The sequence below is a fragment of the Sphingobium chlorophenolicum genome, from assembly GCF_000722875.1.
Lineage (GTDB): Bacteria > Pseudomonadota > Alphaproteobacteria > Sphingomonadales > Sphingomonadaceae > Sphingobium > Sphingobium chlorophenolicum.
Genome location: NZ_JFHR01000027.1, coordinates 24,052 through 50,641, shown reverse-complemented (window position 1 = coordinate 50,641; position 26,590 = coordinate 24,052). Strand labels below are relative to the sequence as shown.

Genomic DNA, 26,590 nt, shown 5'->3' with positions numbered 1-26,590 from the left:
TTCTTTGCAGCGGGCCTATCCTTCCGTCCGCTGGAAAACTTCCTTCATCTGAGGCAGGATGTGCGCGGGGCAGGTCCGCCCGTTTGGACAGATCGCTCCAAAACGGGCAGATTCCGCACATGCTAAGATACGCAACGGCAGCCTTCATCGCGGTCAGTGGAATGGCGGCAATTCCCATTGCTGCACCTGCTCAAAACTATATGTTCGAAACGGGCACGACCCTGCTCGCCAAATGCCGGAACAAGGCGCCCGAATATAGTCTGGCCTGCACCGCCTATATCGTCGGCGCGGTGGACGGCATCAAGAAGGACGTGTTCATCGGCCGCGCCAAGCCCAATTGCTGGCCCGCGCAACTGAATGCGGAGGAAGTGAAGCGCATCGTCCTCGCCTATCTCACCCGCTATCCCGACCAGCGGCAGGCGCCCGCATCCGTCCTGGTCAGCGTGGCGCTGAACGAACATTATCCCTGCGAAAAATGACGCGGGCCGTCCCCGCCGCGCAACCATCGAAACCGGCGAGCGCCCCTGCCGCTATAAACTTGCGTTAGCCACTGGTTGCGCGTAGGTGCGGCCCCTATTTTATGATCTTTGGGAGATTCAAAGTGGCGGCGAAGTGGACGCCGGAAAGCTGGCGGGAGCATAAGGGCATTCAGATGCCCGTCTATCGGGATGCCCAGGCGCTTGGCGCCGTGGAGGCGCAGCTCAGCCAGTTTCCCCCCCTCGTCTTTGCCGGCGAAGCGCGCAGCCTGAAGGCGGAACTGGCCAAGGTCACGGCCGGCGAGTCCTTCCTCTTGCAGGGAGGCGACTGCGCCGAAAGCTTCGCCGAGTTCCACCCAAACAACATCCGCGACACGTTCCGCGTGCTGTTGCAGATGGCGGTGGTGCTGACCTTCGCGTCGAAGCTGCCCATCGTGAAGGTCGGCCGCATGGCGGGCCAGTTCGCCAAGCCGCGCTCCGCCGATACGGAGACGATCGGCGGCGTGGAACTGCCCAGCTATCGCGGCGACAATGTCAACGACATCGCCTTCACGCCCGAAGCGCGCGAACCCGACGCCCAGCGGATGATCCGCGCCTATAACCAGTCGGCGGCGACGCTGAACCTGGTGCGCGCCTTCTCGACCGGCGGCTATGCCAGCCTGGATCGGGTGCATGGCTGGATGCTGGATTTCATGGGCCGCAGCCCCTGGGCCGCGAAGTTCGAGGCGATGGCGGACCAGATCGGCCAGGCGCTCGACTTCATGCGCGCTTGCGGCCTGTCGCCGGAAACCGTGCCGCAGCTTGGCGGCACCAGCTTCTACACCAGCCATGAGGCGCTGCTGCTGCCCTATGAGCAGGCGCTGACCCGGCAGGATTCGCTGACCGGCGACTGGTACGACACGTCCGCGCACATGCTCTGGATCGGCGACCGCACGCGGTTCGAAGGGTCCGCCCATGTCGAATATCTGCGCGGCATCGGCAATCCGATCGGCATGAAATGCGGCCCGTCGCTGGAGCCGGACGCGCTGATCCGCCTGCTGGACATATTGAACCCGACCCGCGAAGCCGGGCGCATCACGCTCATCACCCGCTATGGCCATGACAAGATCGAGGCGGGCCTGCCCAAACTGGTCCGCGCCGTCCTGCGCGAAGGCCATCCTGTGGTCTGGTCCTGCGACCCGATGCACGGCAATGTGATCAAGGCCGCCAACGGCTACAAGACCCGCCCCTTCGACCGCATTCTGGCCGAAGTGCGCGGCTTCTTCGCCGTCCACCGGGCCGAGGGCAGCTTCGGCGGCGGCATCCATGCCGAAATGACCGGCCAGAATGTGACGGAATGCACCGGCGGCGCCATCGCCATCACCGACGAAGGTCTGGCGGATCGCTACCACACCCATTGCGACCCGCGCCTCAATGCGGCGCAAAGCCTTGAACTCGCATTCCTGCTCGCGGAAATGCTGAACGAGGAACTGAAGGAACGCCGGGCCGCCGCCTGACGCCGTCGAACGGATTGGCAAGCCCGTCTCCAGCCAAGGCTGGGGGCGGGCTTTTTCGCACACGCGATACGATCCGTACCCCTGTCACAGGGGCGTAACAATGTTGTGATTCAGCTCTTGCTTTGGCGGTGCAGCAATATAGCCTCCGCCTATGGCAAAGGAACCGGCATTGGCGACCATCGCCGTCTACAGCCTTAAAGGGGGCGTTGGCAAAACCACCTTCGCGATCAACCTCGCCTGGGCGTCCGCCAGCATCTCGAAACGGCGGACCCTGCTCTGGGATCTCGATCCGCAGGCGGCGGCAAGCTGGCTGATCTCCACCGACAGCGAGAGCCGGGACGCCGCGCAGGCGATCTTCAGCAAGGATGTGGAGGTCCGCAAGCTGATCCAGCCCTCGACCGTGCCCGGTCTGGACCTGATCGCCGCCGACACCTCGCTGCGCAGCCTGGACCATCTTTTCCGCGAGATGGACAAGAAGAAACGCCTCGCCAAGCTGATCGAGAGTCTGGGCAAGGATTATGACCGGATCATCCTCGATTGCCCGCCGGGCCTGACCGAAACCAGCGAGCAGGTGCTGCGCGCCGCCGACATGATCGTGATTCCCGTCATCCCCTCCCCCCTCGCCCAGCGCGCCATGGGGGAGGTCGCCCGCTATCTGGTCCAGCGCGGCGGCAGCCACCCGCCGATCATGCCGGTCTATTCGATGGTCGACCGCCGCCGCGCCCTGCACCGCGCCGCGCTGGACGCGCAACCCGGCTGGCCCGCCATTCCCATGGCCAGCGCCGTGGAGCAGATGGCCGTGCGCCGGAAGCCGCTGGGCGCCTTCGCGGCCGCATCGTCCCCGGCGCAGGCCTTTGCGGGGTTGTGGACGACGATTGAGCGGCAGGTGCTGAAACGCTGAGGGCCAATAGCTGACGTAAATTCCTCCCTACGCGAAGCGTGGGGAGGGGGACCGCTCGCGTAGCGAGTGGTGGAGGGGAAATTCGGAGGTAGCGCCCCATTCCCCTCCACCACGCTTCGCGCGGTCCCCCTCCCCATCTACCGATGGGGAGGAATAGGATAGGTCCGCTTCTCGAAGCGAGGATGATCCTGGCCCGCGTTCAGCCTATCGAGGCTTAGGCAGCGATATCGTAAGGCCGGATTTCCCCGGTCAGATAGAGGTTGCGCGCCTTCGACCGGCTAAGCTTGCCCGAACTCGTGCGGGGCAGGGTGCGCGGCGGCACCAGTTCCACGACGCAGTTCATGCCGGTGATCGCCCGCACCCGCTCGCGGATCTGGTCGCGCAGCCGGGTGCGCTCGTCATTGTCGGAGGTGCGGCAGTGCACCAGCACGGCGGGCGCTTCCTCGCCGCCCGGCGTGGTGATGGCGAAGGCGGCGATGTCGCCCTGCTTGAAGCCGGGCAACTGCTCCACCGCCCATTCAATGTCCTGCGGCCAGTGATTCTTGCCATTGATGATGATCATGTCCTTGGCGCGGCCGACGATATAGAGATAGCCGTCGCTCAGATAACCCATGTCGCCGGTGTCCAGCCAGCCGTCGAGCATGCAGGCGTCGGTCGCCTCCTGATCGCGGAAATAGCCGACCATCAGGCTGGGTCCGGTGGTCCACACCTTGCCGATCTGGCGCTCGTTCAGCTTGCCCCCATCCTCGTCGCGGATTTCCACGATCATGTCGCGGGCAGGCTTGCCGCAATTGACGATGGAGCGGAAACGCTGCGGCCGCCCCTCGGTCGCGTCGCCGCCGGACAGGTCGGTTTCCTCGACCAGTTCGACGATGATGCCCTCGCCCGGCGGCATGATGGTGACGGCCAGCGTGGCTTCGGCCAGGCCATAGCTCGGCAGGAAGGCCGTGGGGCTGAAACCCGCATCGCCGAACGCATCGACGAAGCTCTGCATCACGTCCGGGCGGATCATGTCCGCGCCGTTGCCCGCCAACCGCCAGCGGGACAGGTCGAAGCGGTCGGCCGCCTTGGTCTGACTGGACATGCGACGGGCACAGATGTCGTAGCCGAAGGTCGGGGAATAGCTGATCGACGTGCCTTCATTGCGGCTGATCAGGTCCAGCCACGCCAGCGGACGGCGGGCGAAATCTTCCGTCTTCATATAGTCGGTCGACACCTGGTTGGCGACGACGGACAGGAAGCAGCCGACCAGCCCCATGTCATGATACCAGGGCAGCCAGCTTATGCAGCGGTCGCTGTCCTGCACCTTCATGCCATGGCTGTGCGCGGCCAGGTTGCTGAGCAGCGCATGATGCGTCACCGCTACGCCATGGGGGAAGCGGGTCGATCCGCTCGAATATTGCAGATAGGCGATTTCATGCGGCTGCGCCTGCGGCAGGGCGCACGGCACGGCGTCCCGCGCAATGAAATCCTCGAAAGCGATGCTTTCGACTGCTTTCTGGCGGCCGGACTCGCCTGCCATTTCCTCCAACTCCCTGGGGAAGAGGAACAGCATCGGGTCGCAGCTCGACAATTGGACGTTCAACTGGTCGATATAGCTTTCCTTGCCGCCGAAGCTGGTCGGCAACGGCAGCGGCACCGGCCAGCCGCCCGCATAGACGATGCCAAAGAACAGCATCGCAAAATCAGGCCCCGTCTCCGCCACCAGCGCCACGCGGTCTTCCGGCTTCACGCCATGGGCGATCAGACGATGGGCGCAGGCGATGGCGTCGGCGCGCAGTTCGGAAAAGGGATAGACGCGCGCCAGATTCCCCCGCGCATCGTGGAAATTCAGCCCGCGCCGCCCGGTCGCGGCATAGTCCAGCGCTTCGCCCAGCGTCTCGAAGTCCGAGAAACGGCGGGGAAGATCATCGTTGGTCGGCGTCGGTGCCATCATGCTTTGCGAACCCATATTGGCGTTACCAATGTCATATTTGTCCTATTCCGGCGCGCCGCTAACAGCTTTCAAGCCGCTTTGCACCGGATAGTTGCATTCCAGCCTGGGCTTTTAACCCAAAAGGGGCGGTAAAATTCCGGCCCGACTGTGGCATAATCAAGGCGCAACAGGCATGAAGCATTGCCATGGCCGACAAACGCCTTCCTCCCCCGCTCGATGAAGAGGCGCTGCGCGAACTGGCGCTGCGCTATGTCAGCCGTTTCGCCACCAGCCGCGCCAAATTGCTCGCTTATCTGAACCGCAAGGTGACGGAACGCGGATGGGGCGGCGAAGACCCCGCCGATCCGCAAGGGCTGGTCGATCGGTTCACGCAACTGCGCTATGTCGACGATGCCGGCTATGCGGTGATGAAGAGCGCCGCGCTCGCCCGCCGGGGCTATGGCGCCCGCCGCGTCGCCGAAACCCTGCGCGCCGACGGCATAGCGGACGCCGACCGCGAGGAAGCCGACAACCAGACCCGGAACGAAGCCTGGGCAGCCGCCGACCGCTTCGCCCGCCGCAAGCGCATCGGCCCCTATGCGCAGGAGCGGCCTGACCCCAAACAGCGCGAGAAATGGATCGCCGCCTTCCTGCGCGCCGGTCACAATTACGCCACCGCCCGCCGCTGGACCGACGCCGCGCCGGGAGAAATGCCGGAAGCGGATGCGTAGGCGCTCAGCACGACGTGCTCCTGCGCAGGCAGGAGCCCAGTTCCACGCTCACCCTTGTCAAAGCAACATCCGAACTGGGCTCCTGCCTGCGCAGGAGCACGCTGTTCTTTAGTCGCCAGGCTGTGATACCTCACCCTTCCATGAAACCCCTCCCCCTCCTCCTCCTCGCGGCTCTCCTCACCGCCTGCTCCCCGTCCGCTCCCAAAGCCGAAAACGCCACCGCTACCGCCCGGCAAACCACCATCCCCCTCACCATCCGCACCGCCAAGGCCACCCACCGCTTCACCGTCGAAGTCGCCCTGACCGAAAAGCAGCAGGAACAGGGGCTGATGTTCCGCAAGCTGCTGGCCCCTGACAGCGGCATGCTCTTCCCCATGTCTCCGCCCCGCACGGCCAGCTTCTGGATGAAGAACACGCTGATCCCGCTCGACATGCTGTTCATCCACACCGACGGCAGCATCGCCTATATCAAGGCCAACGCCGCCCCCTATTCCCGCGAGCCGGTTTCGGCGGGCATACCGGTCGCCGCCGTCCTGGAACTGCGCGGCGGCCGCGCGGCCGAACTCGGCATCCGGGAGGGCGACAGGGTCACTTGGGGCGATTGCGACCGGCCCGCGCCGTCAGACCCGCTCAATTTCTGCCCCGGCGACTGATCCACCCTTGCCAAGCGCCAGCGCCAAAGGCTAAGCGCTTCGCCCATGGGAATCCTTGGCAAGATCTTCACCTGGTGGGATGGCGCGACCATCGGCACTTCGCTCTACACCTCCCGCAAGGGCACGAAGGTGGGTGAGGATCATCAGGGCAATGTCTATTATGAAGGCGGCACCGACCCCAATGGCCTGACCCGCCGCTGGGTCATCTATAACGGTCCCAATGACGCCAGCCGCGTGCCCGCCGAATGGCATGGCTGGTTGCACCATTCGATCGAGGGCGCGCCGGAAAGCTTCCTGCCGCCGCCCCGCATCTGGGAAAAGGACTTCACCCCCAACGCCACCGGCACGGCCCAGGCTTATCGCCCCTCCGGCGCGCTGGAAAAGGGCGGCCTGCGCCAGAAGGCTACCGGCGATTATGAGGCATGGAGCCCCGACGCATCATGACGCGGCGCCCGGCGGGACGTTTCCTGCCGATTATCGGCTGCACGCTGATTCTGGCGGGTTGCGGCGGCGATGACATGCCTGCGGAAAACCGGACCGGCCCCGTCCGCATCGAAGGGCAGAAGATCCGCGACGGCGGCGAATCGGCCCTGACCGGCACGCCGATGAATGAGCGGGTGGCGGTGATCGGCCTGCTCAACAAGCGCAACGGCATCACCACCGACCTTCAGATGAAGCCCGGCGAAGCGCTGCGCGTGGGCGACGCCATCGTCCGGCTGCAAGCCTGCGAAACCACCGCGCCCTGGGAAAATGTTCAGGAAACCGGGGCCTTCGTGCAATTGGACGTGCGCAGCACCGCCGACAATAAATGGCGGCGCAATTTTTCCGGCTGGCTGTTCAAGGAACGGCCCGACCGCAATGTGGTGCAGCACCCGATCTACGACGTCTGGGTCAGAAGCTGCACGATGTCCTGGCCCGAAACCGGCCCCGACACGGTGAAGCTGGGCGACAAGGGCGAGGCGTCGGCCGGCGGCCCGGTCCAGGCGTCCCCCGCCAGCGGCGAAAACGCCAGTTCCGCGCAAACCCCGGAACCGCCCGCCAGCACCCCGCGTCCAGCCCCCAGCGCCACGCCGTCGAGCGCCACCGCCAACGATTGAAGATAGTCGCGCTGGCTGATCTCGATCGCGCCCAATGACCGCAGATGGTCGGTCATGAACTGGCAGTCGAGCAAAGTGAAGCCGCCGAACCGCATCCGCGCCGTCAGCCAGGCCAGCGCCACTTTCGACGCGTCGGTGCGCCGGGACACCATGCTTTCGCCGAAAAAGGCCCGCCCCAGCGCCACGCCATAAAGGCCGCCGACCAGTTCATCCCCCTCCCACACCTCGACGCTGTGGGCGAAGCCGATCTCATGCAGATGGCGATAGGCCCGCTCGATCGGATGGTTGATCCAGGTCGACGGCCGGTCCGGCGCGGCCTGCGCGCAAAGCTGGACGATCCCGACGAAGTCGCGGTTGGCGGTGACCCGGAACCGATCCTGCCGGATCGTCTTGGCCAGGGAATGGGAGATGTGGAAGCCATCGAGCGGCATAACCGCCCGCCGTTTCGGCTCGATCCAGTACACCTCATCCGCTTCCCGGTCGTCCGACATGGGAAACACGCCGATCGCGTAAGCCTGCAGCAGCACCAGCGGGTCAATCGTCATCAATGAAAGACTTAGAACGAGATGAAGCGCCGCGCCAGTGGGACTTGCACGCTCTCCGCCTTCTCACGCGGGTGGGAATTCACCGCTGCGCAAAGGAAAGAGTTGCGGCCTGGGTAGGAACGAGGGTGGGTGGCTAGCCGTCATTCCCCCTCCCGCAGGCGTTCAAACGAGGCACGTGACTCGTTTGAACGCCTGCGGGAGGGGAATGTCTTGGGATGGCCAATCTCGGCCGTCAGGCCACCTGCTTGCCGAAGTCGGAGGACGCGGCGCGCAGGCTGGAGAGCTTGCCTTCCACGCTCATGAAACCGCGTTCGAGCTGGTCGATTTCCGACGCCACCACTTCGGTGTCCTGCCGGATCGCGCTGATGGTCGAGGACATGGAATCGGCAGCCAGCGCGGTTTCGTCCACAGCCGCCGTGATCATCGTCACCGTCTGCGCCTGCGCGTCCATGGCGTGACGGATGCGCTCGGCACTAGCCTGCACCTCTCCCACCGTGTCGCGGATGCGTTCGTTGGTCTCGACCGACTGGCGGGTCGACGCCTGGATGTCGGCGATCTTGCCCGCAATCTCGTCCGTGGCGCGGGCGGTCTGGTTGGCGAGGCTTTTCACCTCCTGCGCGACCACGGCGAAGCCGCGTCCGGCGTCTCCGGCGCGGGCCGCCTCGATCGTGGCGTTCAGCGCGAGCAGGTTGGTCTGGCCCGCAATGTCGCGGATCAGGCCCAGGATCGATTCGATCGACTTGGCATGTTCGGACAGGGTGGTGGACATGGCGACCGCGTCGCCCGACTGGCGCGCGGCGCGTTGGGCGACGCCCGCGGCGCTCTCCACCTCGGTCCGGGCGTCTTCGATGGCGCGGATCAGACCGGCGGAGGTGCGGGCGGCTTCGCGCATGGCGAGGGCGGATTGCTCGGCGGCGGCGGCGACTTCCGACGCCTTGCCCAGCATGCCGCGAGTGGCGGCCGACGCATCCTTCGCCTGTTCGCGCAGCGATTCGCCCAATTGCGACGCGCCGTCGATTTCGCCCATGATCCGCTGCTCGAACATCGTGCCGAAACGCTGGCGCTCGTTGCGCTGGGCCTCGGCTTCGTCTCCGGCGAGCACATTCGCCATCAGGCCCGCATCGACCATGCTCACATGCATCATGATCTGGACCAGCCGTCTGCGGTCCGCCTCCACCTCGGCGCGTTGCCAGATGAGGTCGATCAGCTTTTCATTGGCCGCCGCCACGGGCAGCAGAACCGCGCGCAGCGGCGCGCCGTGCTTGCGGGCATGGCGCACGCAGGCGACCGAAGACAGCGCCCATTCGCCCGCTTCATAATAGCCCAGCTTCTGGCGCACATATTCATGCGCCTCGGTCTCTATCTTCGCGAGCGTGGCGGGGCTGAGCTTGGGTCGCAGATTCGCATGTTCCAGATAGGAATCGTAGAAGGTGCGCGCCGCCACCGTGATGTTCTCGCCCACCAGGTCGCGGATCTGGCGCAGGCCCTGCGCCAGCTCTCCATGCGGATCGACCTCCTTCATCATCGCAAGGACGGTGCTTTTGGGCATGGCGGCTGAATTCATGTGCGGCAGAACCCCGATATGGTCTCTTTGTCCCGCCGGGTGATAGCGCCATTTGGTTAATCACTTCTTAGCCCATCCCGCCCCGTCCGCCTTTATCGATCCGTCGCCTGATCAGGGCGACTTGCCCTCCAGGCGGATCGCTCCTAAGGGGACGGGACTCGAGGGACAAACATCAGGGACGTAGGGAAGATATGGCGCGAACCACGAGCCGGCCGCTCTCGCCGCATTTGACGATCTGGAAATGGGGGCCGGCCATGGCCGTGTCCATCATGCACCGCGTGACCGGCAACGGTCTGGCGACGGCGGGGGCATTGGGCCTGGTCTGGTGGCTGATGGCCGCCGCGTCCGGGCCGGAGGCCTATGCGACCTTCGTGACATGCGCGACATCGCCCATCGGCTATCTGGTGATGGCGGGGTTGAGCTGGTTCTTCTTCCAGCATCTCTGCTCCGGCTTGCGCCATTTCGTGCTCGACATGGGCGCGGGCTATGAGCTGAAGAACAACAAGCTCTGGTCGGTGCTGACTTTCGTCCTTTCGACGTCGCTCACCATCGCCTTCTGGGCCGCCATCTGCACGGGGAAATTCTGATGGGCAACGGAACCGGAATCGGCCGCGTTCGCGGTCTTGGATCGGCCAGGCACGGCGCGCATCACTGGCTGGCGCAGCGCTATACCGCCATCGGCAACCTGTTGCTGGTGCTGTGGCTGCTGTTCAGCCTGATCGCCCTGCCGGGCCTCGACTATCAGAGCGTGGTCGGCTGGATCGCCAATCCGCTGGTCGCGGTGCCGCTGATGCTGATGATCGTCAGCATCTTCTGGCACCTGCGCCTGGGCATGCAGGTGATGCTGGAGGATTATGTCCATGACAAGGGTCTGGCCTTCCTCTCCATGCTGCTGCTGAACTTCTATGCCTTTGGCGGCGCGGCCGCGGGCGTCTTCGCGATCGCCAAGATCGCCTTCACGGGGATCGTCAAATAATGAGCGAAGCCTATAAGATCATCGACCACACCTACGACACGGTCGTCGTGGGTGCTGGCGGCTCCGGCCTGCGCGCCACCATGGGCAGCGCCGAGGCGGGGCTGAAGACCGCCTGCATCACCAAGCTGTTCCCGACCCGCAGCCACACCGTGGCGGCGCAGGGCGGCATTGCGGCGTCGCTGGGCAACAACTCGCCCGACCACTGGACCTGGCACATGTACGACACCGTCAAGGGGTCGGACTGGCTGGGCGACCAGGACGCGATCGAATATATGGTGCGCGAAGCGCCTGCGGCCGTGATCGAGCTGGAGCATGCGGGCGTGCCGTTCAGCCGCAACGACAACGGCACCATCTACCAGCGTCCGTTCGGCGGCCACATGCAGAATATGGGCGCCGGTCCGCCGGTCCAGCGCACCTGCGCCGCCGCCGACCGTACCGGTCACGCGATGCTGCACGCTCTGTATCAGCAGTCGCTGAAATATGACGCGGACTTCTACATCGAATATTTCGCCATCGACCTGATCATGGAAGACGGCCCGAACGGCAAGGAATGCCGGGGCGTGATCGCCATCTGCATGGAGGATGGATCGATCCATCGCTTCCGCAGCAAGGCGGTCGTGCTGGCGACGGGCGGCTATGGCCGCGCCTATTTCTCGGCCACTTCGGCGCATAGCTGCACCGGTGACGGCGGTGGCATGGTGCTGCGCGCTGGCCTGCCGTTGCAGGATCTGGAGTTCGTGCAGTTCCACCCGACCGGCATTTACGGCGCGGGCGTGCTCATCACCGAAGGGGCGCGCGGCGAAGGCGGTTATCTGACCAACTCCGAGGGCGAGCGCTTCATGGAGCGTTATGCGCCTTCCGCGAAGGATCTGGCGTCGCGTGACGTCGTGTCCCGCTCGATGGCGATGGAAATGCGCGAGGGGCGCGGCGTGGGCCCGAACAAGGACCATATCTTCCTGCACCTCGACCATATCGATCCCAAGGTGCTGGCGGAGCGTCTGCCGGGCATCACCGAAAGCGGCAAGATTTTCGCGGGCGTCGACCTGACGCGCCAGCCGCTGCCGGTGACGCCGACCGTCCACTATAATATGGGCGGCATCCCCTGCAATTATCATGGGCAGGTGGTGACGAAGGTCGGCGACGATCCGGAAGTCGTGGTGCCGGGCCTGTACGCGGTCGGCGAAGCGGCCTGCGTGTCGGTCCATGGCGCGAACCGTCTGGGTTCGAACTCGCTGATCGACCTTGTCGTGTTCGGCCGCGCCACCGGCCTGCACCTTAAGGAAACGATCAAGCCCAACGGCTCGCATCGTCCGCTGCCGAGCGATGCCGCCGATCTGGCGCTGTCGCGTCTCGACCATTATCGCAACGCCAAGGGCGGCTCGCCCACGGCGAAGATCCGTCTCGAAATGCAGCACACCATGCAGAAGCATGCCGCCGTGTTCCGCGACAGCGCGCTGCTGGCCGAAGGCGTCACCAAGATGGCGCAGGTCAACCAGAGCCTGGCCGATGTCGGCGTGTCCGACCGCTCGCTGATCTGGAACACCGACCTGATCGAGACGCTGGAACTGGACAATCTGATGTCCCAGGCGGTCTGCACCATGGTCAGCGCGGAAAACCGCAAGGAAAGCCGCGGCGCCCACGCGCATGAGGACTTCCCGAACCGCGACGACGCCGAATGGATGAAGCACACCGTAAGCTGGTTCGAAGGCTGGGGCGGTAAGGGCGGCAAGGTGTCGCTCGATTACCGTCCGGTGCACGATTACACGCTCACGGATGAAGCGGAATATATCAAGCCCAAGGCCCGCGTTTACTAAGACGCGGCGTCAGGCGGGATGAGAAGAGGGCGGGCCGCAAGGTTCCGCCCTTTTTCTTTGGGCATGGGGCCGCTCAAGGCTTTCCCGGACCTGTGTCCCGCCAAAAGCAATCGGGCGGAGCCTGCATCCAGACCCCGCCCGATTCGGCTAATCCGGAAACCGGAAATGCTTATTTCGGCGCCAGCACCATCAGCATCTGGCGGCCTTCCATGCGCGGATAGGCTTCGACCTTCGCGATCTCCCCCACATTCTCCGCCACGCGCTGGAGCAACTGCATGCCGAGCTGTTGGTGCGACAATTCGCGGCCACGGAAACGCAGGGTGATCTTCACCTTGTCGCCATCGCCGATGAAATCATGGACCTTCTTCATCTTCGTATCATAGTCATGATCGTCGATGTTCGGACGCATCTTGATCTCTTTGAGTTCCTGCGTCTTCTGGGTCTTGCGGGCGATATTCGCCTTTTTCTGGGCCTCGTACTTGTACTTGCCGATGTCCAGGAACTTGCAGACCGGCGGATCGGCGGTCGGCGACACTTCGACCAGGTCCAGCCCGATCTCATAGGCGCGCTCGATCGCCTCCTGCGTATACATCACGCCCAGATTTTCGCCTTCGTCGTCGATCACGCGCACCTTGGGCACGGTGATGAACTCATTGTAACGGGGTCCGGACTTAGGCGGCGGCGCCATCGGGCGGCGCATCATTGGGGGACGTATAGCAGCTTCTCCTACGGTAGTTGATAGAACGACTCTGGCGGCGCTTTAGCGCAAAGCCGAAAGGGGCGGCAAGCCCGCAGTTGCGGATTTACCGGCCCCATGTGGCATCGCTGCCTCACTGCATATCGGGTGCGAGCGCCTCTTTTGCAAGACGGGCGATGACGTCATCGACAGAAAGGATGCTCTGCCCCTCCTTGCCCAGTTCGCGCAGCGCCACCGTGCCCTCATCAGCCTCACGGCGTCCGACGACCAGCAAATTGGGCACTTTCGCAAGGCTGTGCTCGCGCACCTTATAATTGATCTTCTCGTTGCGAACGTCGGTTTCGGCGCGGATGCCCGCCGCCCGCAGCTTCTCGACAAGCGTTTGCGCATAGTCGTCGGCATCCGAAACGATGGTCGCCACCACCGCCTGCACCGGCGCCAGCCAGAGCGGGAATTTACCCGCATAATGTTCGATCAATATGCCGATGAACCGCTCATAGCTGCCGAAAATCGCCCGGTGGAGCATCACCGGCCGGTGCCGTTCGCCATCCTCCCCCACATAGGAGGCGTCGAGTCGCTCCGGCAACACGCGGTCGGACTGGATCGTGCCCACCTGCCAGGTGCGCCCGATGGCGTCAGTCAGATGCCATTCCAGCTTGGGCGCATAGAAGGCGCCCTCGCCCGGTAATTCCTCCCAGCCATATTCCGGCGTGTTCAGCCCCGCCGCGGCGACCGCGTTGCGCAGTTCCTCCTCGGCCTTGTCCCACATCTCTTCCGTGCCGAAGCGCTTTTCCGGGCGCAACGCCAGCTTGATCGAGTAAGTGAAGCCGAAATCCTTGTAGATGCGGTCGGCCAGCGCGCAGAAGGCGCGGACTTCCTCCACGATCTGATCCTCGCGGCAGAAGATATGCGCGTCGTCCTGCGTGAACTGGCGCACCCGCATCAGCCCGTGCAGCGCGCCATGCGGCTCATTGCGGTGGCAGCAGCCATTTTCATAGAGGCGCAAGGGCAGGTCGCGATAGCTTTTGATCCCCTGCTTGAAGATCAGGATATGCGCCGGGCAGTTCATCGGCTTCAGCGCCATCCAGTCGGCGGCGTCCGACACCAGCGGCCCTTCATCCTCGACATTGGGCACTTCGTCGGGGATGACGAACATATTCTCGCGATATTTGCCCCAATGGCCGGACTGCTCCCACTGGCGGGCGTCCATCACCTGCGGCGTCTTGACCTCGCGATAGCCCGCATCGTCGATGGCGCGGCGCATATAGGCCTCCAGCGCGCGCCAGACGATATAGCCCTTGGGGTGCCAGAAAACGCTCCCATGCGCCTCCTGCTGGAGGTGGAACAGGTCCATCTCCGCGCCCAGCTTGCGATGGTCGCGCTTGCCCGCCTCCTCCAGCCGCGTGAGGTGCGCGTCGAGTTGCTTCCGGTTGAGCCAGCCGGTGCCATAGATGCGGCTGAGCATCGCATTCTTCTGGTCGCCGCGCCAATAGGCGCCCGACACGCGGGTCAGCCTGAAAGCCGCCGGATCGAGCTTGCCCGTCGAGGCCAGATGCGGACCCCGGCACATGTCGAGCCATTCATTGCCCGACCAATAGACCGTCAATTCCTCGCCTTCCGGCAGTTCGGCGGCCCATTCGGCCTTGAACGTCTCACCCTCCGCCTGCCAGCGGGCGATCAGATCTTCGCGCTTCCACACTTCGCGGCGCAGCGGCTTGTCGGCGGCGATGATCTCCCGCATCTTCGCCTCGATGGCGGGCAGATCCTCCTCGGTGAAGGGCCGGTCCTTCGGCGCGAAATCATAATAGAAGCCATCGTCGGTCGACGGGCCGAATGTGATCTGCGTCCCCGGAAACAGCGCCTGCACCGCCTCCGCCAGCACATGGGCGAAGTCGTGCCGCGCCAGTTCCAGCGCATCCGCCTCATCCTTGCCCGTCACCAGCGCCAGTTGGGCGTCGGCCTCCAGCGGGCGCATGATGTCGCGCAGTTCGCCATCGACCCGCGCCGCGATGGCGGCCTTGGCCAGGCCCGGCCCGATCGCCGCCGCAATGTCCGCCGGAGTAGTGCCGGGCGCGACTTCACGCACGGAACCATCGGGCAGGGTGATCTTGAGCATGGCGGACACGGACGGTCTTTCTGTTGGATGTAGCGATTGCGCGGCCCAAAAAGCCGCGCCTTCCCCATAAATGGGCCGCCCGGCCTGTCAATAGAAGGCGTCTTGCCAAGACTGTCGGATCAAGGCATGTTTCATGTGTTGATATATCATTATTTCAACAGGAGGGACCGAATGGCTTTGAGCTTCGCAAGACCCGATAGCGCTGGCGGGAACACGCCCCAGGACGCACCAATGGCGGACATGAACACCACGCCGCTGATCGACGTGATGCTGGTGCTGCTGATCATGTTCATCATCACCATCCCGATCCAGACGCACAGCGTCGGCATCGACCTGCCCCAGACGCCGAAGGAACTGCTCCCGCCCCCCATCGACACCGTCAAGAACAGGGTCGGCATCGACGCGCAGGGCGTCATCCGCTGGAACGGCGCGGCCGTGGATCGGCTGACGCTGCGCCGCTATCTCGCCGCGTCGCTGCGGCTGACGGTCGAACCCGAACTCCAGTTCCAGCCCGACGCAGCCGCCCGTTATGTGGTGGTGGATGAGGTGCTGGCCGATATCCGCCGCGCCGGGGTGAAGAAACTCGGCTTCATCGGCAATGAACGCTACGCCAGCTTCTGATGTGGCGGGAAGCGATCAGGCGAACAGCAGCCGCGCCTGATCGTCCGTCGCCTGCAGGAAGGCGATGGGGCCGCCGACATCCACGCCCTGCGGCAGGTCCGCGACGGTCAGCCCGTATAGCGCCAGCCCGCTCTGACAGGCGGTCAGCGCCACGCCCAGCGCCAGCGCCTCCTCGACCAGCATCGCCAACGTGGGCAGCCCCGCCGCCCGATGCGCTTCGTCCTGGGGCGCCTCCATCGGCGCCCGCAGCAACGCTACGGCATCCATTTGCAGGAACAGCGCCGCCGCCCCGCCCAGAGCCGCCTGCGCCGCCGCCGTCATCAGCGCCCCGCGCAGCCGCTCCGCATCCGCCGTCGCGACGACGATCCTCAGTTCGCGCATAGTTCCACGGCGCAGGCGGGACAGGCCGGGTCTTTGGGCACCGTTACAGTGCGGAACCGCATCGACAGCAGGTCGGCCAGCAGCAACCGCCCCGCCATATCCTCGCCAAAGGGCACCAGCGCCCGGATCACCTCCAGCGCCGCCAGACTGCCCATCACGCCGGTCAGCGCGCCGATCACCCCGGTTTCGGAGCAATTGCGCTCCGGCGCATCCTCCGGCGAACCGACAAGACAGCGATAGCAGGGCTTGTCCGCCTCCCACCCGCGATAGGTGGCGAGCTGGCCTTCGAACGGCCCGACCGCCGCCGACACCAGCGGAATCCGCAGCTTTCGCGTGCAATCCGCCACGGCCAGCCGCGTCGCGAAACTGTCGCAGCCGTCCAGCACCACGTCCGCCTCGCGCAGCATCAGCGCGGCATTGTCCGCATCGATCCGGGCGTTGATCGGGATCAGCTTCACATCCGGATTGAGCCGCGCCACCGCCGCCATCGCCGCCTCGGCCTTGGGCGCGCCGATATCGTCGGTCCCGAACATGATCTGCCGCTGCAAATTGGAAAGGGCGACCGCGTCGTCGTCTATCACCCGGATCGTGCCGACACCCGCCGCCGCCAGATAGAGGATCGCCGGACTGCCGATCCCGCCCGCGCCGATCACCGCCACATCCGCCGACAGCAGCCGCGCCTGCCCTGCCCCGCCAATCTCCTTCAGCACGATATGGCGGGCGTAACGCTCCAACTGATCGTCGGAAAGGGTCATGAGGAACTCACTCCGGTCGACCCGAAACCACCGGAACCCCGCACGGTCTCGTCCAGTTCCGCGACTTCGGCGAAGGTGGCGACCTGCACCGGCGCCGCCACCAACTGCGCGATCCGGTCGCCGCGCGCGATGACGAAAGGCTCCGACCCCAGATTGATGAGGATGACCTTCAATTCCCCGCGATAATCGGCGTCGATGGTGCCAGGCGTGTTGGGCAGACTGATCCCATGTTTCAGCGCCAGTCCGGAACGGGGCCGCACCTGCACCTCATAGCCCTCCGGAATCGCCATGGCGAAGCCGGTCGACACCGCATGCCGCCCGCCCGGCACCAGAATGACGTCCTCCGCCGACACCACGTCCATCCCGGCCGCATGTGCCGTCGCATAGGCGGGCACGGGCAGACCCTCGCCATGGGGCAGGCGCTTCAGGCGGATTTCAATCGGGGCGAGCGGAGAGGACATGGGCGACCTTTTCTATCAAGCGGGTGGCGACGGCGTCCTTGGGCAGATTTTCCCAGCTTTCGACGCCGTCCCTGGAAACGATATGCACGCTGTTGGAATCGCCGCCCATCACGTCGCCCGACACGTCGTTGGCGACGATCCAGTCGGCGCCCTTGCGCGCCAGCTTGGCCTGCGCATGTTCGGCGACCTTCTGCGTCTCGGCGGCGAAGCCCACCAGCAGGGCGGGCCGCTTCGCATGCTTGCCCAATGTGGCGAGAATATCCGGATTTTCGACCAGCGGCAGCGGCGCTGGCTTGCCCGATCCGTCCTTCTTGAGCTTCTGATCCGCCGCGTCGGCGGTGCGCCAGTCCGCCACCGCCGCCACCATGATCGCGGCGTCGGCGGGCAGAGCGGCCTCCACCGCCCCCAGCATCTCCCGCGCCGTCTCGACATCCACGCGGTTCACGCCCGTTGGCGTCGGCAGATGCACCGGACCCGCGACCAAAGTCACCCGCGCCCCGGCCCGCGCCGCCGCCGCCGCAATGGCAAAGCCCTGCTTCCCAGACGAACGGTTGGCGATATAGCGCACCGGATCGATCGGCTCATGCGTCGGCCCGGCCGTCACCAGCACATGCCGCCCGGCCAGCGGCGTGTCCGCCGTCTCGAAATCGGGCTGGCCCGCCAGAGGATCGGCGGGCAAGGGCAATGCCAGCAACCGCGCCACCTCCGCCGCAATGGCCTGCGGCTCAGGCAAGCGACCCTTGCCGAATTCCCCGCACGCCATCTCGCCGCTGTCCGGTTCCATCACGTGGATACCGTCGGCCTTGAGTTGCGCGATGTTCCGCTGGGTCGCGGCATGGTGCCACATGCGGATGTTCATCGCGGGCACGGCCAGCACCGGCTTGTCGGTCGCCAGCAGCAGGGTCGTCGCCAGATTATCGGCGATGCCGCCCGCCATCTTGGCCAGCATATTTGCCGTCGCGGGCGCCACCACCACCAGATCGGCCTGCCGTGAAAGCTGGATATGGCCGATCTCGCGCTCTTCCTTCAGGTCGAACATGTCGCCATAGACGTGATCTTCCGTCAGTACGCCCAACGACAGCGGCGTCACGAATTTTTCCGCGCTTTCCGTCAGCACCGCCCGCACGGCGATGCCCCGCTTGCGCAGCAGCCGCACCAGCTCCAGCGATTTATAGGCCGCGATGCCGCCCGAAATGATGAGAAGGATGCGCTTGGTCATGACAAGCCATCATTTGGTCGCGCCGCGCCGACTTGTCCAGTGCGGATGCCTTGCGACGATGGAGGGCAGCGCGCCGCACATCCGTCATCCCAGCGAAAGCTGGGATCTCGTGAGGCTAGGCCGCGTGGACAAATTAGGAATGTTGGGAAATGGTCAATAGCGGACGCCAAATTCCTCCCTACGCGAAGCGTGGGGAGGGGGGACCGTCGGCGCAGCCGATGGTGGAGGGGAAAAGCGCAGGTCGTGCCCCGTTCCCCTCCACCAGCCTGCGGCTGGTCCCCCTCCCCATCTCTCGATGGGGAGGAATAGGATAGGTCCGCTTTCCACCCAAATCTCAGTCCAGCGGGTCTTGAATTTGTCCACGCGGCCTACTCCGTGCCCTATCGCCTGAGATCCCAGCTATCGCTGGGATGACGATAGGGTAACGATGAACGACATCCCCAAATGTCCCTCAGCCAACACCGCGAAAATAAAAAAGACGCCGCCTTTCAGCGACGTCCTTTTTCAACCTGTCGTCCGGATCAGGCCCCGGCGGGCGAAGGGTCGCCGAACGGCCCCTTCCGCCGCCGCGTCTTGGGAATGGAGGAACCCGCCGTCGGGATCGCCGAAGGCTTGATCGTCGTGCCGTCGTCGCGGGTGATCTCCCCCTTGTCGAGCAGCGTCTTGATCTCCTCACCGGACAGCGTCTCATATTCCAGCATCGCGTTGGCCAGCAGGTGAAGCTGGTCCTCATGACCCTTCAGCACTTCCTGCGCCCGCGCATAGCCCTGTTCGACCAGCCCGCGAATTTCCTTGTCGATCAGCTTCGCCGTCTCGTCCGACATATGGACGCGCTGGCTCTGCGAATAGCCGAGGAAGGTTTCGCCCTGCTGCTCCTCATATTGCAGCGGACCGAGCTTGTCGGACATGCCCCATTGGGTGACCATGTCCCGCGCCAGCTTGGTCGCGTACTGGATATCGCCCGACGCGCCGCTGGACACCTTGTCGTAACCGAAGATGATCTCCTCGGCCACGCGGCCACCCATGGCGACGGCCATGTTCGCGTGCATCTTGTCGCGGTGATAGCTGTAGCTGTCCCGCTCCGGCAGGCGCATCACCATACCCAAGGCGCGGCCACGGGGAATGATCGTCGCCTTGTGGATCGGGTCGGACGCCGGTTCATGGACAGCGACGATGGCATGACCCGCCTCATGATAGGCGGTCATCTTCTTCTCATCGTCGGTCATGACCATGGAGCGACGCTCGCTGCCCATCATGACCTTGTCCTTGGCCGCCTCGAACTCGTCCATGGCGACCAGACGCTTGCCGCGACGGGCCGCCATCAAAGCCGCTTCGTTGACGAGGTTCGCAAGGTCGGCGCCGGAGAAACCGGGCGTGCCCCGCGCAATGGTGCGCGGATTGACGTCGGGCGCCAGCGGCACCTTCTTCATGTGCACGGCCAGAATCTTCTCGCGGCCCTCGATGTCGGGGCGCGGCACCACGACCTGACGGTCGAAGCGGCCCGGACGCAGCAAAGCGGGGTCAAGCACGTCGGGGCGGTTGGTCGCCGCGACGATGATGATGCCCTCATTCGCCTCGAACCCGTCCATCTCGACCAGAAGCTGGTTCAGCGTCTGCTCGCGCTCGTCATTGCCGTTGCCGAGGCCCGCGCCGCGATGGCGGCCGACCGCGTCGATTTCGTCGATGAAGACGATGCAGGGCGCATTCTTCTTCGCCTGCTCGAACATGTCGCGCACGCGGCTCGCGCCGACGCCGACGAACATTTCCACGAAATCGGAACCCGAAATTGTGAAGAAGGGCACGCCCGCCTCGCCCGCAATGGCGCGAGCGAGCAAGGTCTTGCCCGTACCCGGCGAACCGACCAGCAGCGCGCCCTTGGGAATCTTGCCGCCCAGCCGGGCGAATTTGCTGGGGTCTTTCAGGAATTCGACGATTTCCTGCAATTCTTCCCGCGCTTCATCGATGCCGGCCACGTCATCGAAAGTCACCTTGCCATGCTTTTCGGTCAGCAACTTGGCCTTGGATTTTCCAAAGCCCATCGCGCCGCCCGCGCCGCCACCCTTCTGCATCTGCCGCAGCACGAAGAAGGCGATGCCCAGGATCAGCAGGAACGGCAGCGACTGGTAGATCAGGATCATCCAGAAGCTCGGCTGCTCCTCCGCCTGGCCGGAATATTTGACGTTATAATCGTCCAGCAGGCCGGTGAGGCCCGGATCGTTCACGGGCACGGTGCTGAATTTCTGCCCGCTGGTCAGCGTGCCGGTGATGCGATCAGTGGCGACGGCGACATCCTTGACCTGCCCTTCCTGCACCTTGGCGCGGAATTCGGAATAGGCGATGCCGGTCCCGGTGCTTGACGCCGTGCGGCTGTCGAACATCGAGACGAACAGCAGCAGGGCGACGATCACCCCCGCCCAAATCATCGCGCTCTTGATCCAGGGATTGCCCTGCGGGTCTTTCTCGTCGTTCATTCACCACTCTCTTTCACCCGGCAAGATAGGGTGCCGCGGCAAAATCGCAAGCGGGACCGCAGTCCCGCATCAACCCCCGGCAAATTGCGACAGCGCGATATAGGCCAGGATCGCCGCCATGCCCGCCGATATGCCGCACAGCAGATAGCCCGCATACAGCAGCATCGGCGGATGAGGCTGCGCCAGGCGGCGGTTACGCTGCGCCGCCGAAAGGATGACACTGGCCAGCAGACCATAAGTCAGTGCCGCAAATTCCATCATGAATCGAAAATTCCCACGCTCAACAGTCTTCATTAACCACCATAGCCGTTAAGGAAAGGTCATTGCGCGGAATCAAATCGACGGATCGTGGGGCAGACGCGCCGGGCCGTGGAACCTTTGCGTAACGATCTTCACTGCCATCGGCGCTGCGGCGCGATTTTCAGCGTCCAGCATACCCCACCTTTCAGCACGAGGCGGCCCACGCTCATCTTCTCACCCTTCCGGGCCGCCGCGATCAGCCGGTCCAGCGCCTCCCCGCGCGGCGGCGAGCCGTCGGGCTGCAACCGGGCCACCATCCGCAGGATCAGGCGGCGCAGCAGTTCGCGGGGCAAATCCGTCCGGTCCAGCGCCAGCCCCTCTCCGTCCGGGCGGACATGATCCGCCTCGATCCCGGCGACCATCCAGTCCAGCGCTTCCTCCGCCTCCGCCAGCGCCGCCGCACTGCGTCCCGCCGCCGCCGCGTCGATCCAGTCCACTCCCGCCAGCGCGGTGCGCAACGCCGCCCGGTCGAAGCGCGGATCGCTGTTGGAGGGGTCATCGACATGCGGCAAACCCCGGTCCAGCGCATAGGCAAGCAGGTCCACCTTGCGCGCGCCCAGCAGCGGCCGCAGCACCACGCCCTGCCGCGCCCGCACGCCCGCCAGCCCGCCGACGCCCGCGCCCCGATTGAGCCGCATCAGCAGCGTTTCCAACTGGTCGTCGGCATGATGCGCGGTCAGCAGCCAGTCCAACCCCCGCGCCGCCCGCCATTCTTCCAGCAGGGCGTAACGTTGCGCCCGCGCCCAGCTTTGCACATTGCCCCGCACCGCGCCCTGCGGATGCAGCATCGCATGTTCGATCCCGGCATCCCGGGACCAGTTCGCGACCATCGCCGCCTCCGCCGCCGAAGCCTCCCGTAAGCCATGGTCGACCGTCGCCGCCTCGACCCGCCCTGGAAAGGCCCGCGCCGCCAGATCGAGCAGGGCCATGCTGTCCGGCCCGCCCGACACCGCCACGCCGAAACGGGCGCTGGCGGCATTCTCCACCAGCGCCCCGATGGCCTGCTTCAGTTGCGTTTCAAGATCGCCCTCAGCCATGCGGCCCTCAGGCCGTGCACTTGGCCCTGGTCCGGCCCTTGTCCATCATGCCGCGCAGGCCGTTCGACAGGCTGCCGCCATAGACCTGCTCCAGTTCCGCATAGACCTTGCAGGCGTCGGCGGGTTTCTTGAGCTGGATCAGCGCCTCGCCCAGATAGGCCAGGCTGTCGGCGGCGCGGTCGCCCTTGGGCCGCTTCTGGTAATTTTCGTAGAAGGCGACGGAGGCCAGCGCGGGCTTGCCGTCGTCCAGATAGGCGCGGCCCAGCAGGTTCGCGGCCTTGCTGGCGATGGGGCTGGCGCCATATTTGTCGACCGTGGCCTTCAACTGGGCCTGCGCCTCCGGATAGAATTTCGCGTCCCAAAGGCGGAAGCCATAGCTATAGGCGTCGTCCGCCTCATTGCCGGTCGAGGGGCGCTCGATCGCGGCGACGGCGGTCTTGCGCTCCTCGCTCGCGCCGCTGGCGGCGGGGCGCGGCGCGGCGGGCCGGGCCGGAGCGGCGGAGGGAGCGACCGCGGGCGGCGGCACCACGGCGGGCGCGGCGCGGCTTTCCTGTTCCGCCTTGTAGCGGTTGAAGGCATCCTCCAACTGCTTCAATTTGAAGCTGTTTTCCTCAACCTGCCCGGTGATGGAGGCCAATTGCGATTCCAGCGCGCCCACCCGCGCCGTCAGGTCGGCGACCGGCGTGGAGGACGGCGATCCCGGCACGATGGCGGGCGCGGCCGGGCGCGTGATCTCCGCCTCCAGCGGCGCACCGGCCGGAAACACCTTGCGCTGCACGGCGCGCATTTCCTTTTCCAGTCGGTCGACCCGAACGTCGACGCTGACATTCTGGGCCGCTACCGACGGCGCGAGCGCGACCAGCGCCAGTGCGGCCGTCGCGAAAAAAGCGTTACGCATGATGATCCCCGACTTATATTCGGCCTTAACCATAAGGCGATAATCCGCCCGGTAAAGCATGACTTTGCGCCAAATTCCGCTGAATTGCCCCTGAACGGATCAGTCGCTACGGATCGGTCGCTACGGATCAGTCCGCTGCGGCAGGCGCCGGAGCAGGCGCGGCGGGCGGAGGCGTGACTGGCTCGGTCGAAACGGGAGCAGGAGCAGCGGCCGGGGCAACGGAAGCCGAAGCCGGAGCGGACCCGACACGCCCCGTCGACGCAGCAGGGGCCGCAGCGGGAGCGGCGCGGGCCAGCAACGCCTCCGCATTGACGGGCACGTCGGCGATGGTGCGGTCCGGCGGTCCCAGCGGCGCGACCGGCTTGCCGCCGACCGTCACGTTCAGCGCCTGGGGTCGCCCGGTCAGGATCATCGGATTGCGGGCATTGGCGGGCAGGGTGAAGCTTTCCCCCTTCTTCAGCAGCCCGTCCTTCAACCGCTCGCCCGCCTCGTCATAGATGCGCAGCCACACATCGTCATTGGCCGTGAAGACAACCGCCTGCGCCACCGACGCGGCGGGGGGCGTCCCGGTCGCGGGTTTCGCCGCGACGGGGGTCGGCGCAGCCTGCTGCGCGGCAATTTCTTCCCCCGTCGGCGGCGTCATCACCTGCGTGCGCCAGACGGCGAAACCGGCGACCAGGATCACGACGATGGCCGCCGCCGTCCAGGCCAGGGCGCGGGAGGGCACCCGCGCCGGATCGGCAGGCTCGAACGCCTCATAGCGGTTGCTGCCCAGGTCCGAATTATGCACGGCGCTGCGCACATCGGCGGCAATCGCCACCTCGTCCACGTCGATGGCGCGGGCATAGGCGCGGGCGAAGCCGACCGCATAGGGAATGCCGGGCAAGGCCGCATAATCGTCGCGCTCTATCGCCTCCAACTGCCGCTGGGCGATGCGCGTCCGGGTGGCGACATCCTGTATCGACAGGCCCTGCGCCTCCCGCGCGGCGCGCAGGCGCGCGCCCGGAGTGTCGGGACGCTGTTCCTGCGCGGGGGCGCCGGATTCCTGTTCAGCTTCTTCTGCCATGCTGCTCCGCGACTTATGAAGGCCGGTCTTGTCTCATTGCGGGACAGGGATTGTCAACGCCGCACAGGTCCGGCGCAGCCCCGCAATCCCATTAATTCAATTCAATAGCATGTTCTCCGGCCCAGTCGACCAGGGCCGAACGAATATCGGTGACGCCCCTGTCCAGCAGGTCGCGCATAACCCCGCGCAGTTCCGCCGCGTCGATGGTCCGGATCATCGCCTTGACCGGCCCGACCGAAGCCGGGGTGATCGACAGACGCCGAACGCCCAGGCCGATCAGCGCCATCGCCTCCAGCGTGCGCCCGCCCATCTCGCCGCACACGCCCACCGGCACCTCATGCGCCTCGCAGGCGCGCACCACCCGGTCCAGGAAGCGCAATATGGCGATGCTCAGCCAGTCGTACCGCTCCGCCAGCCGGGGATGGGCGCGGTCGGCAGCGAACAGGAACTGGGTCAGGTCGTTGGTGCCGATGGACAGGAAATCCAGCCGGGGCAGCAGCAGGTCCAGCACCTCCGCCAGCGCGGGCACCTCCAGCATCGCGCCGTAGCGCACGGCGACCGGCAGCTTCTTCTTCTGCGCCACCAGCCATTCGCGCTGATGTTCGACCAGCGCCCTCGCCTGCTCATATTCCCAGGGTTCCGACACCATCGGGAACATGACGTGCAGCACCTTGCCCGCCGCCGCCTCCAGCAGGGCGCGGGCCTGCGCCTTCATCAGCCCGTCGCGGTCCAGCGCCAGCCGCAGGGCGCGCCAGCCCATGGCGGGATTGTCCTCCAGTTCCTCCTCCGCATCCCGCGACATGTAGGGCAGCGCCTTGTCGCCGCCGATGTCGACGGTGCGGAAGATGACCGGCCGGTCCCCCGCCGCGTCCAGCACGTCGCGATAGAGCCGCTGCTGCTTTTCCCGCTGCGGCAGGGTGGCGGAGACGAGGAACTGGAACTCGGTACGGAACAGGCCGATGCCGTCGGCGCCGACCAGATCCAGCGCCTGCGCATCCTCGCGCAGGCCCGCATTGACCATCAGTTCGATCCGCTGCCCGTCGGTGGTGACGGATGGCAGGTCGCGCATCGCCGCGAATTCGGCCCGGCGCTTCTGCGTGACGTGCAGCTTGTTCTCGAACGCCTCCTCCATGTCGGGCGTCGGGCGGATCAGCAGGTTGTTGTCGCCCACGTCCATCAGGATCAGGTCGCCCTCATTCACCTGATGGCGGATGTCGCGCACCCGGCCCAGCACCGGCACGCCCATGGCGCGGGCGACGATGGTGACATGGGCGGTCAGCGACCCTTCCTCCAGGATCACGCCTTTCAGCCGCCGCCGGTCATATTCCAGCAGTTCCGCCGGGCCAAGGTTGCGGGCGATCAGGATGGCGTCCTGCCGCAATCCAAGCTGCGCCGCCGTGCCCAACTGCCCCGACACGATGCGCAGCAGGCGGTTCGCCATATCCTCCAGATCGTGCATCCGGTCCTGCAACAACGGATCGTCGATCTGGCGCATGCGCATGCGGGTGCGCTGCTGCACGCGCTCTATGGCCGCCTCGGCGGTCAGGCCGCTGTCGATGGCTTCGTTGATGCGCCGCGCCCACCCCTCGTCATAGGCGAACATCTTGTAGGTTTCGAGCACCTCCTGATGCTCGCCCTCCGTACCGAATTCGGCCGCGCCGGTCATGCGGTCGATCTGCTCGCGCATCTTGGTGAAGGCGGAAATGACGCGGGCGCGCTCCGCCTCCGTATCCTCCGCGACGGTATGTTCGATATGGACGCGCGGCTGGTGGAACACCGCATGCCCCCGCGCCATGCCCATGACGAGCTGCAACCCGTGCAGCACCGTGCTGCCCGTATCCTGCACCCGGCTGTCCAGCGGACCGTCATCGGCCAGTTCCGCATTGGCGATCAGTTCGGACATCACCATCGCCACGGTCTGCAGCGCCTCTATCTCCACTTCGTCATAGCGGCGCGGCTCGACATGCTGGACGCAGAGCACGCCGATGGCGCGTTCCCGCCGCACGATGGGCACGCCCGCGAAGCTGTGGAACAGTTCCTCTCCCGTCTCCGGGCGATAGCTGTAATCGGGATGCGACGCCGCCTCGTCCAGGTTCAGCGTCTCGACATTGGTGGCGATCATGCCGACCAGCCCCTCGCCCATCGCCATGCGGGTGACGTGGACCGCCTCCTGCTTCAACCCCCGCGTCGCGAACAGTTCCAGCACCCCCTCGCGCACCAGATAGATGGAGCAGACCTCGCTCGACAGGGATTCGCCGATGATCTCCACCACCTTGTTCAGCTTTGCTTGGGCGCTGGTGCGCGCCGCCATGACCTCCTGCAGGCGGATGAGGATCTGGCGGGCGGCGGCGGCGGGCGTGCTGGGCATGGTGAAGCGCTAACAGATCGCGCCGCCGCTTT

General features: G+C 65.5%; 25 protein-coding genes and 1 pseudogene. 11 read left to right on the top strand and 15 right to left on the bottom strand.

Features of this window, described 5'->3' with window-relative positions; all coding sequences use genetic code 11:
• Window positions 1-200: 200 nt before the first annotated feature.
• From BV95_RS12765 to BV95_RS12755, 3 genes are all read left to right on the top strand, one after another.
• Window positions 201-479 carry a Rap1a/Tai family immunity protein gene (locus BV95_RS12765; protein WP_234703183.1) on the top strand — a complete coding sequence of 93 codons (279 nt, stop codon included), beginning with the start codon at window positions 201-203 and terminating at the stop codon, window positions 477-479.
• 122 nt (window positions 480-601) lie between these two features.
• Window positions 602-1,972, top strand: a complete 1,371-nt coding sequence (locus BV95_RS12760) for a class II 3-deoxy-7-phosphoheptulonate synthase (RefSeq protein ID WP_037452369.1) — start codon at window positions 602-604, stop codon at window positions 1,970-1,972.
• 151 nt (window positions 1,973-2,123) lie between these two features.
• Entirely contained in the window at window positions 2,124-2,873 is a 750-nt protein-coding gene (locus BV95_RS12755) for a ParA family protein (protein ID WP_037452366.1), read from the top strand.
• A 214-nt stretch (window positions 2,874-3,087) separates the two neighbouring features.
• On the opposite strand, the gene BV95_RS12750 is transcribed toward BV95_RS12755, so the two are convergent.
• A complete protein-coding gene (locus BV95_RS12750) occupies window positions 3,088-4,809 on the bottom strand; it encodes a fatty acyl-AMP ligase (protein ID WP_051749763.1) in 1,722 nt (573 codons plus the stop codon).
• A gap of 185 nt (window positions 4,810-4,994) precedes the next feature.
• On the opposite strand from BV95_RS12750, the gene BV95_RS12745 reads away from it, so the two are divergent.
• The 4 genes and pseudogenes from BV95_RS12745 to BV95_RS24875 all read left to right on the top strand — a co-directional run.
• Window positions 4,995-5,519, top strand: coding sequence for a regulatory protein RecX (locus BV95_RS12745; protein WP_037452361.1), 525 nt, complete (start codon window positions 4,995-4,997; stop codon window positions 5,517-5,519).
• 140 nt (window positions 5,520-5,659) lie between these two features.
• Window positions 5,660-6,172 carry a DUF192 domain-containing protein gene (locus BV95_RS12740; RefSeq protein ID WP_037452359.1) on the top strand — a complete coding sequence of 171 codons (513 nt, stop codon included), beginning with the start codon at window positions 5,660-5,662 and terminating at the stop codon, window positions 6,170-6,172.
• A gap of 45 nt (window positions 6,173-6,217) precedes the next feature.
• Entirely contained in the window at window positions 6,218-6,616 is a 399-nt protein-coding gene (locus tag BV95_RS12735; protein ID WP_013847640.1) for an NADH:ubiquinone oxidoreductase subunit NDUFA12, read from the top strand.
• Window positions 6,595-7,014 (top strand): annotated as a pseudogene (locus BV95_RS24875) (DUF2155 domain-containing protein); the annotation flags it as partial. The gene BV95_RS12735 and the pseudogene BV95_RS24875, both read left to right, overlap by 22 nt.
• A 35-nt stretch (window positions 7,015-7,049) precedes the next feature.
• Here BV95_RS24875 and aat read toward each other — a convergent pair.
• Both aat and BV95_RS12720 read right to left on the bottom strand, forming a co-directional pair.
• Window positions 7,050-7,814, bottom strand: a complete 765-nt coding sequence (gene aat, locus BV95_RS12725) for a leucyl/phenylalanyl-tRNA--protein transferase (protein ID WP_037452353.1) — start codon at window positions 7,812-7,814, stop codon at window positions 7,050-7,052.
• A 232-nt stretch (window positions 7,815-8,046) separates the two neighbouring features.
• Window positions 8,047-9,378, bottom strand: coding sequence for a methyl-accepting chemotaxis protein (locus BV95_RS12720; RefSeq protein WP_174544460.1), 1,332 nt, complete (start codon window positions 9,376-9,378; stop codon window positions 8,047-8,049).
• Window positions 9,379-9,632: 254 nt separating this feature from the next.
• Here BV95_RS12720 and sdhC point away from each other — a divergent pair, with 254 nt between their 5' ends.
• The 3 genes from sdhC to sdhA are packed head-to-tail and all read left to right on the top strand — an operon-like array spanning window position 9,633 to window position 12,168.
• Window positions 9,633-9,965 carry a succinate dehydrogenase, cytochrome b556 subunit gene (gene sdhC, locus BV95_RS12715; protein ID WP_409372087.1) on the top strand — a complete coding sequence of 111 codons (333 nt, stop codon included), beginning with the start codon at window positions 9,633-9,635 and terminating at the stop codon, window positions 9,963-9,965.
• The gene (gene sdhD / locus BV95_RS12710) at window positions 9,965-10,354 is read left to right on the top strand and encodes a succinate dehydrogenase, hydrophobic membrane anchor protein (protein WP_013847644.1); all 390 of its coding nucleotides are present in this window, start codon (window positions 9,965-9,967) and stop codon (window positions 10,352-10,354) included. The genes sdhC and sdhD overlap by 1 nt, the downstream gene beginning before the upstream one ends.
• Window positions 10,354-12,168 (top strand): succinate dehydrogenase flavoprotein subunit, encoded by a 1,815-nt coding sequence (gene sdhA / locus BV95_RS12705; protein WP_037452351.1) that lies wholly within the window; start codon window positions 10,354-10,356, stop codon window positions 12,166-12,168. Before sdhD ends, sdhA begins: the two co-directional genes overlap by 1 nt.
• A gap of 169 nt (window positions 12,169-12,337) precedes the next feature.
• On the opposite strand, the gene infC is transcribed toward sdhA, so the two are convergent.
• Both infC and thrS read right to left on the bottom strand, forming a co-directional pair.
• Window positions 12,338-12,871: a translation initiation factor IF-3 gene (infC, locus tag BV95_RS12700; RefSeq protein ID WP_021238112.1), complete on the bottom strand. Its 534-nt coding sequence runs from the start codon at window positions 12,869-12,871 to the stop codon at window positions 12,338-12,340.
• A 127-nt stretch (window positions 12,872-12,998) separates the two neighbouring features.
• The gene (thrS, locus tag BV95_RS12695; RefSeq protein WP_037452345.1) at window positions 12,999-14,981 is read right to left on the bottom strand and encodes a threonine--tRNA ligase; all 1,983 of its coding nucleotides are present in this window, start codon (window positions 14,979-14,981) and stop codon (window positions 12,999-13,001) included.
• Between the two features lie 171 nt (window positions 14,982-15,152).
• On the opposite strand from thrS, the gene BV95_RS12690 reads away from it, so the two are divergent.
• Window positions 15,153-15,602, top strand: a complete 450-nt coding sequence (locus BV95_RS12690; protein WP_037452395.1) for an ExbD/TolR family protein — start codon at window positions 15,153-15,155, stop codon at window positions 15,600-15,602.
• Window positions 15,603-15,617: 15 nt separating this feature from the next.
• On the opposite strand, the gene BV95_RS12685 is transcribed toward BV95_RS12690, so the two are convergent.
• From BV95_RS12685 to ptsP, 10 genes are all read right to left on the bottom strand, one after another.
• Window positions 15,618-15,983: a DsrE family protein gene (locus BV95_RS12685; protein ID WP_037452340.1), complete on the bottom strand. Its 366-nt coding sequence runs from the start codon at window positions 15,981-15,983 to the stop codon at window positions 15,618-15,620.
• Window positions 15,971-16,738 carry a HesA/MoeB/ThiF family protein gene (locus tag BV95_RS12680; protein ID WP_037452337.1) on the bottom strand — a complete coding sequence of 256 codons (768 nt, stop codon included), beginning with the start codon at window positions 16,736-16,738 and terminating at the stop codon, window positions 15,971-15,973. The genes BV95_RS12685 and BV95_RS12680 overlap by 13 nt, the downstream gene beginning before the upstream one ends.
• Window positions 16,735-17,199, bottom strand: coding sequence for a dUTP diphosphatase (dut, locus tag BV95_RS12675; protein ID WP_037452334.1), 465 nt, complete (start codon window positions 17,197-17,199; stop codon window positions 16,735-16,737). Before dut ends, BV95_RS12680 begins: the two co-directional genes overlap by 4 nt.
• Complete coding sequence (gene coaBC, locus BV95_RS12670) at window positions 17,174-18,418, bottom strand: bifunctional phosphopantothenoylcysteine decarboxylase/phosphopantothenate--cysteine ligase CoaBC (RefSeq protein WP_037452331.1); 1,245 nt, start codon at window positions 18,416-18,418, stop codon at window positions 17,174-17,176. Before coaBC ends, dut begins: the two co-directional genes overlap by 26 nt.
• Window positions 18,419-18,939: 521 nt before the next feature.
• Entirely contained in the window at window positions 18,940-20,889 is a 1,950-nt protein-coding gene (gene ftsH / locus BV95_RS12665; RefSeq protein ID WP_037452328.1) for an ATP-dependent zinc metalloprotease FtsH, read from the bottom strand.
• A gap of 69 nt (window positions 20,890-20,958) precedes the next feature.
• Window positions 20,959-21,150 carry a hypothetical protein gene (locus BV95_RS12660; protein WP_037452325.1) on the bottom strand — a complete coding sequence of 64 codons (192 nt, stop codon included), beginning with the start codon at window positions 21,148-21,150 and terminating at the stop codon, window positions 20,959-20,961.
• A 131-nt stretch (window positions 21,151-21,281) separates the two neighbouring features.
• Window positions 21,282-22,226, bottom strand: a complete 945-nt coding sequence (gene tilS, locus BV95_RS12655) for a tRNA lysidine(34) synthetase TilS (RefSeq protein ID WP_037452322.1) — start codon at window positions 22,224-22,226, stop codon at window positions 21,282-21,284.
• Window positions 22,227-22,233: 7 nt separating this feature from the next.
• Window positions 22,234-23,124: a tetratricopeptide repeat protein gene (locus BV95_RS12650; RefSeq protein ID WP_037452393.1), complete on the bottom strand. Its 891-nt coding sequence runs from the start codon at window positions 23,122-23,124 to the stop codon at window positions 22,234-22,236.
• 127 nt (window positions 23,125-23,251) lie between these two features.
• Entirely contained in the window at window positions 23,252-24,190 is a 939-nt protein-coding gene (locus BV95_RS12645; RefSeq protein WP_037452318.1) for a helix-turn-helix domain-containing protein, read from the bottom strand.
• 91 nt (window positions 24,191-24,281) lie between these two features.
• Window positions 24,282-26,558: a phosphoenolpyruvate--protein phosphotransferase gene (ptsP, locus tag BV95_RS12640; RefSeq protein WP_037452316.1), complete on the bottom strand. Its 2,277-nt coding sequence runs from the start codon at window positions 26,556-26,558 to the stop codon at window positions 24,282-24,284.
• Window positions 26,559-26,590: the final 32 nt, after the last annotated feature.